This is a genomic window from Tumebacillus amylolyticus (assembly GCF_016722965.1).
Classification (GTDB): domain Bacteria; phylum Bacillota; class Bacilli; order Tumebacillales; family Tumebacillaceae; genus Tumebacillus; species Tumebacillus amylolyticus.
Window position 1 is genome coordinate 600,090 of record NZ_JAEQNB010000002.1, and the last position, 12,725, is coordinate 612,814.

Annotated in this window: 10 protein-coding genes; all 10 read right to left on the reverse strand. The window is 56.7% G+C overall.

Annotated elements, in window-relative coordinates; translation table 11 throughout:
- Positions 1-144: 144 nt before the first annotated feature.
- On the reverse strand, positions 145-891 hold the full coding sequence (locus JJB07_RS09870; protein ID WP_347338331.1) for an ABC transporter permease: 747 nt from the start codon (positions 889-891) through the stop codon (positions 145-147).
- 3 nt (positions 892-894) lie between these two features.
- Positions 895-1,632 carry an ABC transporter ATP-binding protein gene (locus JJB07_RS09875; protein WP_236587915.1) on the reverse strand — a complete coding sequence of 246 codons (738 nt, stop codon included), beginning with the start codon at positions 1,630-1,632 and terminating at the stop codon, positions 895-897.
- Complete coding sequence (locus tag JJB07_RS09880; protein WP_201634329.1) at positions 1,629-2,786, reverse strand: ThiF family adenylyltransferase; 1,158 nt, start codon at positions 2,784-2,786, stop codon at positions 1,629-1,631. Before JJB07_RS09880 ends, JJB07_RS09875 begins: the two co-directional genes overlap by 4 nt.
- Positions 2,786-3,670, reverse strand: coding sequence for a SagB family peptide dehydrogenase (locus JJB07_RS09885; protein WP_201634331.1), 885 nt, complete (start codon positions 3,668-3,670; stop codon positions 2,786-2,788). The genes JJB07_RS09880 and JJB07_RS09885 overlap by 1 nt, the downstream gene beginning before the upstream one ends.
- A complete protein-coding gene (locus JJB07_RS09890; protein ID WP_201634333.1) occupies positions 3,667-4,653 on the reverse strand; it encodes a thiopeptide-type bacteriocin biosynthesis protein in 987 nt (328 codons plus the stop codon). Before JJB07_RS09890 ends, JJB07_RS09885 begins: the two co-directional genes overlap by 4 nt.
- A 48-nt stretch (positions 4,654-4,701) precedes the next feature.
- On the reverse strand, positions 4,702-6,693 hold the full coding sequence (locus JJB07_RS09895) for a TOMM precursor leader peptide-binding protein (protein ID WP_201634335.1): 1,992 nt from the start codon (positions 6,691-6,693) through the stop codon (positions 4,702-4,704).
- Complete coding sequence (locus tag JJB07_RS09900; protein WP_201634338.1) at positions 6,690-8,525, reverse strand: hypothetical protein; 1,836 nt, start codon at positions 8,523-8,525, stop codon at positions 6,690-6,692. The genes JJB07_RS09895 and JJB07_RS09900 overlap by 4 nt, the downstream gene beginning before the upstream one ends.
- The gene (locus tag JJB07_RS09905) at positions 8,509-9,684 is read right to left on the reverse strand and encodes a lantibiotic dehydratase C-terminal domain-containing protein (protein WP_201634341.1); all 1,176 of its coding nucleotides are present in this window, start codon (positions 9,682-9,684) and stop codon (positions 8,509-8,511) included. Before JJB07_RS09905 ends, JJB07_RS09900 begins: the two co-directional genes overlap by 17 nt.
- Before the next feature lies 1 nt (position 9,685).
- Positions 9,686-12,400 carry a lantibiotic dehydratase gene (locus tag JJB07_RS09910; RefSeq protein ID WP_201634344.1) on the reverse strand — a complete coding sequence of 905 codons (2,715 nt, stop codon included), beginning with the start codon at positions 12,398-12,400 and terminating at the stop codon, positions 9,686-9,688.
- A gap of 128 nt (positions 12,401-12,528) precedes the next feature.
- Positions 12,529-12,690 (reverse strand): thiazolylpeptide-type bacteriocin, encoded by a 162-nt coding sequence (locus tag JJB07_RS09915; RefSeq protein WP_201634347.1) that lies wholly within the window; start codon positions 12,688-12,690, stop codon positions 12,529-12,531.
- Positions 12,691-12,725: the final 35 nt, after the last annotated feature.

The window sequence follows — 12,725 nt, forward strand, 5'->3', positions numbered from 1 at the left end:
CTCCTTCATTCCAAGATACGAACAGACATTCTCTTCACTCCTATTGTTACCTAGTTTTCACAAAAAAGCAACGTGCTAGACTCTATTAAATTGGAATGAAAAAAAACGACCGCAGTTCCGGTCGTTTTTACTCGTAGACGAGGCTTAGTTGTCCCATTTAAAACGTTTCGCCCCGATGAACGCCCCGACGATCAGGATGCCGAGCAAGACGGCGATCGGCCGGATGGATGCAGACGTCCAGAGTTCTCCGGTCCAGGCTTTCCGCATCAATTCCACAGAGTAGGTCATCGGAATGAAATTCGAGAGAATCTGCATGGCTTTGGGCAGAGTGCTCAGCGGAATCGTCGAACCGGACAGGAACATCATCGGGTACATCAGCACCATCGAGATCGCCATCGCCGTTTGCATCCGTTTGGCAAACGAAGCGATGAGGAACCCGCAGGCGAAAAAGGCCAGCGCCGAGATCGTGACCGCGATGTAGAAATCGAAGATGGTATCGGACAGCGTCCCTTTGAACAAAAACTTCGCGATCAACATGATCTCCAAAGCGCCGAAGTAGATGACGAAAAAACCCTTGGCGACAATCGAGACGAACACGGTGAGCGGCGTCAAGGGCGTTGCGCGCAGACGCTTGTAAATTCCTTTTTCCCGATCCATGACCACCTGCATCCCAATCGAGAAAAACGCGGTCGAGAAGATGATGATGCCGACCATTCCCGGAATGTAGGTGTCGATGTAATTGTGCCCGTCATACATCTGCGAGCCGTCCATCATTCCGAAGAAAATGAAAGAGATCGCCGGCAGCAAGAACGTGAAGAACACGGAGATGATTTCGCGGAAGAACATCTTGATTTCAAACCCCGCGTGAGTCAACATCATACGAACATTCACGACTTATTCCCCATTCCCACGACCAGCTGCGATCTGAACATACACGTCGTCCATCGAGCCGTTGTCGTCCGGCAGTAACTTGATGAGGTTCTCCGGCGTGTCGCAAGCGACCAGCAAGCCCTCGCGGATGATCGCACAGCGGTCGCAGTAGCGTTGGACTTCTTCCATATAATGCGTGGAAAGCAGGATCGTTTTGCCCTCCGCCCGCAGTCGCTTGATGATGTTCCAGAGTTCAAAACGCGCCTGCGGGTCGAGACCGGTCGTCGGCTCGTCGAGGAAGATGATCTGCGGGTCGTTGAGCAGCGCCAGCGCCAAACTCGTGCGTTGCTGCCAGCCGCCGGAAAGTTTTTTGACCATTTGGTTCAGGTGTGGACGCAGCCCCAACTCCTCGATGATTTCGTTCACATCGCGGGTGCGTTCATAGTAGGACGCAAACAGTTTCAGCGCTTCCTTGACTTTGATCTTGTCGTAGAGCGAGGTCCGTTGCAACGCGACCCCGATGCGTTGCTTCAGCTCAGCCGGTTGCTTTCTCGCGTCGACGCCGCAGACGTGGATCGTGCCTTCGTCCGGCTCGATCAAGCCCATGATCATCTCCATCGTGGTGGTTTTGCCCGCCCCGTTGGCTCCGATCAACGCGAAGATTTCCCCTTCGTGCACTTGAAGCGAGATGCCGCGAACCGCCTGAATTTTTTGATACGACTTTTTGATCTCGTGCGTCTGGATGATCACCTTTTGCGTCAAAGCGCTCCTCCACCTTGTTTCGGCTGGCAAGTGGCGCACCGCGGCTCCTTGATCAAATTCGTCAGTTTGGCCTCGAACGTGCGCATGTCAAAATGCAGTTGCCGCCCGAGTGTCAAACTGGATTGCATCTCCACACGTTGCGGCAGAATGCCAAGCAGATTCAGCAGGTCCGAGGTCAGCATCCCCGCCGCCACATCGGCGAATTGGGGGCTTCCGTGAAACAGCGGCTCCTGCGTTTTGCGAATCAGAGCGTTGACGTAGCGTTCGTAGGAATCAGGAGCTGCCATCAAGCGCTTGCGCTGTTGCTCCCAACAGGCATAACACCCGGTCTGTCCCGGGAAAAACGTCGGGCCGACATACACGTCCCATCCGTCCAAGAGCAACATCGACCAGCGAACGCCCTGCGCTACGGCCGTCTCATTGACCCGTTGCAACAGAGCGGGCCGGTAGGAATCTTCCGCAACGATCACCATCGTGTGCTTTTGCACCAGTTCCCGCCAGGCCTCCGACTCTTCGGTTTCCGGTTGTTCCACCGCATCCACCGCACTCGCGCGAGACAATTGTTTCAACGGGCGAAGCAATGCGTCGCGGCGCGCTTCTCCGACTTCTGCGCCCACGTACAGCGGAGCGGACATGCGATCCAGCTCTGTGACCGCTTGCGAATCGGCGACGGTCACAGTTCCCGTGCCCAACTGCACCAACGACGCCGCCACGCGGCTGCCGAGCACGCCTGCGCCCAGTACCAACACAGCGGCGTCGCGCAGAGCTTCTTCATAGAAGTCCCGAACCGGAAACCGTGGTCCCATCAACCGGCGCAACCAATCACCCTCCAATGCCTCTCCTTGGGCAAACGGCTGTTCCGAAGACACCAACAGGTTTTCCCGCCATAGCGCAACGACGACGCTCAAGACATGGTCTTGATAGTCCGCCGGCACGACGGTGATCAACTCTCCCAACGGTCTCTCCCCGTTCAGACTTGTAAAAAACGTCTGCGCCCAGCGTTCGCCTTCTCCCATCGAGACTCGCACGCGGCTCTCCAAGGTATGGCCGGTACGCACCTGCAACTCATGTGGCTCAGGGAAAGTAAAAAAGTACCCATCTCGCACTTTAATAAACAGCTTCTGTAACTGTTCCCGAATCCCGGCTCCGGACATTATGACCCCTCACTTTTTTTGCCAATCGGCAGGATGTAGATCACGCTTCGGTCCACACCGTCGAGACCGAACAGCTCATTGGCGCGGTCTTCGTAAAAACCACCCAACGTCACCACCGACAACCCCAGCGCGGTCGAAACCAAGCACAGATTCTGCGCAGCATGCCCGGTCTCAAACATCGTCAAGCGGTATCCGAGCAGCCGGTACTTGTCAGCCTGATGCCGAAAATCGGCGGCCAGAAACAGAAACGCCGCCGCCTGGCTGAAGTCCTCTCGTGACCAGAGCGGGTTCTTGTCAGGATCTGTGGCAGGTACCACCCTGTTCACCGAGTCCAAAAAATGTTCTCCCTCCGCGATCTGGAACAAGTGGTTGTGATAAGGGCAGTACCGGTACAAGCCCGCCGGCACCCCCTCCACGCGGTTGAGGTACATGTAAAATTGGATCGGGTACAGCGCTCCTCCCGACGGGTAGGAACGGAAACGAACGCGCGACATCACCTGCGTGTCGTCCTGATCGTCCAGGGTCGTCTTCGTCGTGCCGACCGCGTACTTCAAGAGCATCCACAACTGCTCCTGCGACATCGCTTCACCAAACTCCCAAGAGCTCCGGCGTGTTCGCAACGCAGTGCCCAGCGGCACCTCCAGCGGCGGGAGGTCTGAAAATTCCGGCACTTGCTGATATTGGCGGCCTTCCCCTCGAAAATCAGGCTTCGAATACACGGTATGCAGGTTGAAAAGATCCGGGCGAAGCTTGCTGTTTTGATGATAAAGTTCCGCAAGGTAAAAAGGATTCTCTCCCCCTTGCGCCTTCAACTCCGCGCGCTCTTCGGGCGAGAGATTTTTTAACGCGGGGGTCAACCACCGAGTGACGGACGGCTCCTTCATGATACTCCCTCCCCTGTCCCGGCCTCGTGAGCCGTGCGCTGGACCAACGTGCCCAGCAGATGTTCCAACGGCGGCGTGATGCCCAGCCGGTTGTTCGTCATGTGAATCATGGAGAACGCGATGTAGGAAAGCACCGTGCGGAAGCGAAGTTCGCCTTCGACCGGGAGATTGTCCCACGGGCTTTCCAACTTCTGCCGAACTTCATCTTCCCCGTAGCAGCGGGCCGCTTCCTGCAACCCTTCCACGAAGCGGCGGTAGATCGGAGCATCCTCACCGCTCTGGACAAACTCTTGCAGGGTTTTCATCCGGGGCACGAGATGGGCGCGGTTCTGCTCCCACATCAGGTCGGCGCGTTGGAGGGCCGCTTCAATCGACGCTTGGAAACTTTGCCACATCCTGGCGTAGCGGGTGAAGTAACTTTCCAATTCTTCCGGTTGCACGCCAAGGCACAACGCGGTGAGAATCATCAAATCCAACCCGATGTTCAGCCGTTTGCCAAACGCCGCTCCCGTCAATTCGATCACATCCATGGCCGTCTCACTGGAGAGATGAAAGAGGCTCTCAGAGATCGGCATCGCCGCAACGCCTCCGTAGCGTTTGTACTCAGGCTCGTACGGCAGAGCGACGATGGTTCCGTTGGGATACCACGGCAACTCCGCCTCGTCGAGCTTCTCGCCGTCAAACGTATGGTTGGCGTAATACTCCTCCCGCGTCCATTCGCGCTCCGCAGGATGGGCGGCGATAAAAGCGCCGATGCGCTCCCGCAACAACGACTCCACTTCCGCCGCCGGGTTCAAAAAACGCACCCTCAGATGCGGTCCGCCCTCCCAATAGCGCAGGAAAAACCACTCCCGGCATTTCTCGCTCTCCTGCAACTCCCGAATCGCCGGGAGGATGGCTTCTGTCAACAGCGCATCCTGCTTGCTTTGATCGTGATAAAAAATATGCAGTCCAAGCCATGTCCGCTCTGCTTCCCTCGTCATCCTCTCACCCCTTTGCTTCCTTTTTTCCAACTTGATACACCTATTTTTTTACGGGAACGGATGCGGGTCGAGGTTGATCTCCTCGATCGGGATCGGTTCCTTGCGCCAGCCTACTCGGACCGGGCCATTCTGCACGCGGTCGACCACGATCCGGCGGTATTGATGTCCGAAACACATCGTCATCAACCCCATCACAAACACTTTGACCGCTTTGATTCCGACGCGCTCCAACTCCGGCGTGCTCTCGTCAACAATCAGCACGTCGTGGTTCAGACGAGCGAAGCAGTCGAGCAAGTCTTTGAGCTCTGCGCCAAGGTCGGCGGGCGGCTCCTGTTCATACCACTTCGCATAGACCTCCCGCAACCCGCGTTGCGCGCGGTCAGGTTGGAACAAGAAATCAAAGCGTTTCAACGTTTCCGGGTGGGAATAGAGCAGTACATGATCGTGCATCGTCTGCACAACGCTTCCGTCGTGCAGCATCGCCTCGGCCTCGTCCCGCTTCGGCGGCATCGTGATTTCGTAAATCGACATCGACGTAACAACTTCGACGATGGCGCCCAGCACCGCTTTTTCCGGATCGGGATGGGCAGCGGCGGCGGAGTAGGTCCGCACACCTGCATCTTCCCGCGGGTTGACCATCGTCGCCCACACGGTCGGGATGCCCGTCTCCATCGTCATGTCGAACAGGTGCAAGCGGTATCCGGCCGCTTCGACGCGGTCCTTGATCATGGCGATCGTCGGATCGGAAGCATCGTCCAGATTCAACTCGACCAACGGTTGGCGGTTGTACCACGCAACCAAGAACGAGTCGCGCTCGATCACTTCCAACAGAGCGTAATAGATGGCCTCCTCCAAAGAGCCGCCCATTGCGCACCCGTTGGACGTTTCATAAACAAATCGGTTGACCGGTTTTTCAGAATTTCGACTCCCTAACCGGTAGTACACATTCTGCTCCGGGATCAGGACGGACTTTTGTTGCTGCCAAGAGTAGGCATAGACCCAGTAAAAGGGAAGCGTCTCGTCATAGGGCACGTATTTGTAGCCCGGCTCCGAACGCTGGGCTTCGTCATGCAACCCAAACGATTCAGGGTTAACGGCCTCCTCGCGGAAATCCTGATACGAGCCGTACTTCACGGTCCGCCTGCCGCGCGGGTACATCCCGGCGTAGCGTTCCAGCGCTTCAAGAATCGAGGTCATCTCCGAGTTCGGGAAAGTCGTCGTCCGTCCGTACCCGATCTCCACAGCGGTATCCAACCCGTCCATCGGCAGCTCTGCGCCCGTGATGGGGAGGAACTTCGAGTACGTATCTCGGTACATGTGGTTCACCAACCCCATGCGCCAGTCGTAAAAGACTTTGCGCAGATGGTCACGGGTCAGCAAGGGATTGTCCGAGCGATAGGACCGAGGATGGGGCTTGGGCCGCGGTTGCAAGCGAATCTCCGCCAACTCTGGGGAATCCAAAGGCAGCATCTGGCAATTCGTGCAATACGGGTGCGGCAAAAACGCATGGGTTCGCCCGGTCAAGCTGCCGTCGTACGCAACATGCACGCGTTCCACGAGGGACAGCGGACGATCCTCCACCAACGCGTGCATTTCGTCGTCCACCAGCGTGGCTGCGAGGTCGAGGAAGGGAGCCGTCCAGCCTTTTTCCGCTTCTGTATAGCGGGGATGAAGTTGGGCGGCTTGCAGTGAATTCCAAATCTCTTTGTTGGGGTGGGCGTTTCGCATACGCCACTCCGCACAGGTCACACAGCCCGGCCGGTCCGGCAATACCCATGGACCGAGAAAGCAACGGTCGGCGTTCAGATGCGTGCGCAGATAGGGAACTCCGGCGAGTTGAGCACAGGCTTGGGCAGCCTGTTCGACCGCCAAATGGCGGAGATCATACGCGGAGAGGACTGCGGCAAACCTGTTCGTTTGAAGGAGAGGCAACAGGTCGTCTGCTGACTCAACCCTCGCGATGGCAAACGATTCGCCCAGCCTCTCGTGCAATTCTGTTGCCAATGTCCCAACTCCTAGCAAGAGCAACTCTCGGCTCATTGCAACTCCCCCCTCTCCGTGACGTCCACAAACCCGACCAAGACACCGGCATCCAGCACCGTACGGTCGCGAAGCCACGGGAATTCTTCGACCACAAGACCCGATTCCCGAAGCCAAGCCTCCGCCTGCGCCAGCCAACTCGGCCATTCCAGAAGCTCTTGCTCCTCCATCGAATGCGTGTGATCGGCTACGCGGACGGTTTGTGCCTCGAAGCGAAGCGCTGTTACCGCCGTTTCATCCTGCGCTTGTTGCGCCGCAAGTTGCAAGGAGGCGACGGCGAGGATCAGCGCTTCATGAGCGGCTTCCCGCAACGTTCGCCCAAATCCTTCGGCGAGTACGACACCGTCCTGCACAACTCGCAGGGCGTGGGCCAGCTCCGTCCCTTTTTGTTGGAACAATTCCACCGCTGCGCCAAAGCGCACGCGCAACAATTTCAAAAGGCCCGCTTCCACACTCCAGTTCGCCGCCAATTCCGGCAACTCCAACCAGACGTCCTCCGCGCGTCGGCTGCGCTCGATCATCAGATGCAGGAGAGCACGGCCTTTCCACTCGGCATAGGTGCGCCCGTGTGCCCAGATGCTTCTCTCGGCATCGGGAGACCCAACCGCTTCCAGCGTTCTGGCATACGCGAGAAAACCATCACGTACTGCCGCTTCCAGGGCATCTCTGAGCGTTTCGCCGCCGCGCACGATGGAGAGGGGTTGAACGCCAGATGCCGTCGGCACGTGAACGACCACTCGCCCGAGTGCCAGCGGAATCTGGTAGAGATCGTCCGCCTGCAACCGGGCCAGAACGCCGACTTTTTCATCGACCATGCCTTCCATCCGTCTAAGAAACTTCGTCTGCTCCTCCGGTTCCCGCTCTGCAAAAGCACGCAGCGCCGCAACACGCTCTTCCTCCGAGACAGACGAGTTCGCACGCTCTTGCAACGGAGACGAAGCCAGATCATGGCGAGTCACCGCCAACGCTTCCGATTCGATCAACACAACCTGATCCCGGACTCCCTCTTCCTGCCAGCCGGTCAGCAGACGAAGGGCTTCCATCGCAGCCACGTTCCCGATCATGGCGCGGTGCGTCCGCGAAAGTTCAACTCCCGTTCCCCGTGCGCCGGCGAACCGATCCAGCACCGTGGACCACGAGGCCTGTGTTTGGACCCCTTTTACCGGACCGACCACGCCGTGGTCCCCGAGCAAGGTGCCGGCGAGAAACGGAACTCCTGTACGCAACGCGACTTCCTCCCAATGCACGGACGCTTGCGGATCATCGCTGACATAGATCAGAACTCCCGCCGGGGGCAAGGTGCCCAACTCCTGCACGTTCAACTCCGGGTCTCGTGTTTTCCACGTTGCCAAAAAGGAATCCACCCGCTCCTCGCCGCCGCTCACGTACAACTCCCGCACACCCATTCGCACCAACGACCGTACACAAGCGAAGAAACTGTCTCCAGCCCCGACCACCGCCACAGGGCGTTGCCGGAGCGTGAGAAACCGTTGGCGACCGTCGACAAACCGATCCTCTAAAACGAGCACTGTCTGGCGGTAGAGCGAATCTTCCCGCTCGGACAAGACGACTTCCGGAACGCCTGCTGCATCAAACACAGCCTCGCGCTTGACAAGTTCCTCCACCAGCATGCGCACAAACTGTGCTTGCTCGGGCGGCAAGGGGGCGACCAGTTCGTCCAACGTCTGCTTTCCATCGAGCATCGGCAACAATTGATCCAACCAAAGGGCAAGCGTTCGCCCTTTGATTTCAAACTCTTGTGTCCAGGTACGGATGTACACGCCGTCCTCGGTCGGGGCGTAGTGGACGTGCGGTTTACTTTTCGGCTTCATGTGATGGACGCCCTCCCTTCCATCCATTTCGTCCCTTCGGTCCTTGTTTGTAGAAAATTCCCTTCCAATCAACCCCGGCAATGCGCTCCACCGAACGCGAGATCAAGTAGCAGAGCAAGTGCTTCATGTTGGGGTTGATCCCCATGAGCGGCAGATAGGTATAGAACGAATTCACCAGCATCCGATAGCTTGAAAATTGCGGCGAGCTAAAAAATTGATCGCTGATGACCTCATTGAGCTCTTTGTGAAACTCGCTTTGTTTCGCCTCATCCCACTCGCCGATCCAACGCTCCCGAGCCGACTCCCCAATCTCTTCCGCCAACTCGCTGTAATGCGAGGTGTCCGAAGTCAACCGGCCTTGTCTGGCCTGTTCGAGGCAGGTTTCGTACAATTCCTTCATCAACTGCGACCATTGCCGCAACAGAGGGTCCGGCCCGCCGTACACACCGTCCTCGTCCGTTTCGTTCAACACAGACAGCACAGCTTCATCGACAAACGGAGCCACTTGTTGATCTTGGGTGGAAAACATCTTCTGCAACCGTCCGTCTTGGTCAAACGAGACGAAGTAGGCTTCCGCATGCGAGCGGTAGGACAACTGTCCGCGGACGATCCCGTCGACCGGATACAGATGGGCGACGGCTGCCATCAATTTGATGAGGTACAACTGGCGACTCGGAAGGTCACCCCGTGTGGCGTCCAAGAGGTCAAGCATCAGACCGGTGGATTTTTTCCAAAACCACTCCATCGTCTGCAACACATGCTCTCCCTTGAGCACTCCAGCCAGTTGGCCGTAGGGATGAAGGGACATAGAGTTGTCCGGTTGGAGCGGTTCATAAGGCCCCGGTTCCAGTTCCCAAGCGCCGAGCGTCACACTGCGTTCGAGGTACTGAACGGGATCGAGTTCTTGGCGCGAAGGGTGATCTTGCAGATAAGCGCCCAACGTTTCTTGCAAGTACGGCCAGACCTGAGACGAGAATACCTCTTCCGACTCCACTTCCAGATACAAGGCGATGTGCGGCCCGAATTTCCAGTGGCGGCGCAGGTAGGAACCGCTCACGCCAGGCATTTGTTCCAGAGCTTGAAGCGCCGGACGAATGCCGTCGAGCACCAGATTTTCTTTTGCATCGTCATAATAATAGACATGTACTCTCTTCCACATGCTACGCTTCCTCCCCACGGCCGTGCCGGCTGATTTCAATGATCGTCTCCGATACATACCGCTCTGGGAACCCGAGGTTTTCCACCTCGTCCACATCCGGCAGCGTCTCCTCGATTTTCAGTCCCAACTGGGAATCGAGGATCAGCTTGCCAAACACGCGCACCATGAGCGGGTTGGCAAAGTCAATGTACTGCGGTTTCATTTTGGTGAAATTAACCATCTCAGGTGTGGCATCCTCTGCTTTTTCCTCGTCGCCAAGTATGCCGTACGGGTCTTCCCCCCGCCCCATCTTGGTTAATTTCACAAAGACTCGCTGGGGAAGCCCGATACTCCGGTACCACTCCTGTACGCGGGTGAACCATTCAAACTCTTCTTCCTTCGCCCCACGCATCGGCAGTTGTGTGCGAGGTACGAGCCATTTGCGGCGGGACAGCACCACAGAGCCGATTCGCAAACGCGGGTAATATCGGATCGCCTCTTGACGTTGTTCATAACTCAGTTCGTGCTCGATCATCATGTACAAGTTGGTCGGCAGGAGGGAGTTGCTGAATTGGTTCATGAGCAGACGCGTCAAGCCCGGAATCAGCATCGGCATCAAAGATCCGAAAAAGTGGACATGGAATTTTCCGATGTTTGGATGATAGAGCATCACCCGGTCGGTGGCGCGGTCATATACGAAGGACACCTCCGACCACTCCACAGGTTGCACATCGGGCGAATTTCGCCGCGTCACAGGCAGGTCGGCAAACGTCAATTCGTGCGAAGTCAGCGCTCCGTGGAGGTTGGCGTTGAATCCGTAGACGCCTGCCATTTCCACAAGCGGGTTCGTCTCTTCAAAAAGGTCGGATAAATAGGCTTGCAACTCCTGACGCACTCCCTGTTCCTCATAGGCGGGCAAGAATCGGGAGTAGAACGTCATCAGACCTGGATACGCTTGGTTGAGCACATAGAGGCTGTCCTCTCCGCGCTCCACCCATTGTCCAAACACATCGTTCGAGACCACGCGGTTCTGATACACGTCTGGGATTCTGTCGATGAAACCCTGCAACTCTTCCACCGTCAGCTCTACCTCTGCGTCTCCCAACCACTTGGATTGGAGCAGTTGGGCAAACTCCAGATTCAACTCATTGAGGATGCGAATGGAGTCGATGTCGTTGGCGACGTCAAGGTCAACAAGCAATGCGCCGGTCGCCAACGTCTTCCTGAACTGTTCGTGGATCGGAACCAACTTGTGGATGAAAGAGGCCGTGTCCGTACACACTCCGTCCTCCCCATACAACCGGACAAACTCACGCGCCGTCGCCGTCTGTGCCCGATAGCGGGAATCAAAGATCGGCCCGAGTTGTTGGTACAGCTTCAGCGCCTCCAACACCTTGGCATAGCGGGACTCTGACACCGGCTGAATCTCTTTCAGCAACGCGTCTTCATAAAACAACAGCGACAGGGTATCCTGTGCCGCCTGCAAACCAAGCAGTTCGAACAATCCGCTCATCACGTCCCGTATGCGGGAGAGGAGAGCAGCTCGCGCATCTGCTTGCGCCTGCTGATATTCCTGCACCATCGACTGGACCATCCGAAGGGCCTCTCTCGTTCGCGTCGCCGCTTCTCCCGGCCAGGAGTCGATGTACAGCAAGATATCTCCCAAGAGGTCATCGGTTTGCTCCGGCACATCGACCGCCGGCTCCAAGACCGTGAGCGAGATCAACTGTGCCAAATAACCTTCCACTTGCGCAGATGTAGACATCTCCCCGAACGAATCCACCAACTCGCGATACGTGAGGGTACCTTCCGGGGCTGCTCGGAGCAATTCGACGACGTGTTGCAACGGCGGGCTGTAATCCAGTTTGACGTACGCTTCCTGCGTTTTGAACACCCGGGCTCGGTTTTTCGCATCGTCAACGCGGCGCATCAACATCAATTTGTTGCTCTTGGAGACCACAATGGCGCCATGCAGACGATAGCTGAGGTTCTCGCGGATTTCCGGTTGCTCTGTCAACGCGTGCAAGACGCGCCGGAGATGCACCTGGTTCATCGAAACCGAACTTTGAAAAGAAGGAGCTCTCTCTACGGGAGTCACCGCTTCTTCTCCATTTGTCCAGCGTTCCATCCCGACCGCCGTGAAATGAGAAAACGGACTGGTCTTCATCACCGTCCGAGTCAGGACGGTAGTGAGCGTCAGTTCCACTTTGCGCAGGCGGGCATTTTGTTCTTCCAACGGAGTCTGTATATACTTCATCAATTTCGAATGCAGGTCGAGCGAGGTGAGCACGACCCCTTTTCGAAAATTGGAATCCTTCGCAAGTTGTTGCATCACCTGACGAGCGTTGTGCAATTCTTGCTCATAGGTGTTGCGGGCTGTTGCTTCAATTTCCGGAACTCTTGCATTGGCGTTCTCCCACTCGCGCATGCGGGTGAGCAGTTCCTCTGACAATTCGTCAGCAAAAGAGTCGGCGCTCTGTTTCAGAGCCCGGCCGTTAAAGAGATCTCGTTTATAACGGATCAACTGGTTGCGTAAAACATCCGATTGCATTTTGGGAACAGCTGCTTCCAACGCTTCGACGAGGGACGGAGTGTGAGCAGCAAGCCACCGTCGGAGTGTGGCCAGTTCTTGCAACTGGGTGACCGTTTGCAACGCTTGCATCTCCTGCAATCCATGCAACGGCATACCCGCGACCCTCCGCATGATGTACGGAGCTTTGCTGTACCTTTCACTCATAAGACATTCCCTCCTTAATCCCGAACAAATTGGCATTGTTTGTGATAAAATGAAATAGAATGGTGATGCGGCACGATGAGGCAACATCCTGCCGCATCACCACGTTGACTTACGGTTTTGCGTTCTTCTTACATCGATTCTTCAAGAGCGCAGCAGGAGGAAGAGCCGCAGGTGGAGCAGGTGTTGGAGGAGGAGGAACCGGAAGATGCAGCCGTTTCCGGCAGAGCCATTGCATCGTTCAGGTCCATAACTTCCAGACCGGTAACTTCCAAGCCTTTGAATTTTTCCATCGTATTCACCTCCTTCCGTCTACGGTTTTGCGGTG

Bases quoted from the DNA above. Each gene is read 5' to 3' on its own strand.
- JJB07_RS09880 (WP_201634329.1), bottom strand. From the start codon at position 2,786: ATGTCCGGAGCCGGGATTCGGGAACAGTTACAGAAGCTGTTTATTAAA.
- JJB07_RS09915 (WP_201634347.1), bottom strand. From the start codon at position 12,690: ATGGAAAAATTCAAAGGCTTGGAAGTTACCGGTCTGGAAGTTATGGAC.
- JJB07_RS09895 (WP_201634335.1), bottom strand. From the start codon at position 6,693: ATGAGCCGAGAGTTGCTCTTGCTAGGAGTTGGGACATTGGCAACAGAA.
- JJB07_RS09905 (WP_201634341.1), bottom strand. From the start codon at position 9,684: ATGTGGAAGAGAGTACATGTCTATTATTATGACGATGCAAAAGAAAAT.
- JJB07_RS09910 (WP_201634344.1), bottom strand. From the start codon at position 12,400: ATGAGTGAAAGGTACAGCAAAGCTCCGTACATCATGCGGAGGGTCGCG.
- JJB07_RS09885 (WP_201634331.1), bottom strand. From the start codon at position 3,670: ATGAAGGAGCCGTCCGTCACTCGGTGGTTGACCCCCGCGTTAAAAAAT.
- JJB07_RS09900 (WP_201634338.1), bottom strand. From the start codon at position 8,525: ATGAAGCCGAAAAGTAAACCGCACGTCCACTACGCCCCGACCGAGGAC.
- JJB07_RS09890 (WP_201634333.1), bottom strand. From the start codon at position 4,653: ATGACGAGGGAAGCAGAGCGGACATGGCTTGGACTGCATATTTTTTAT.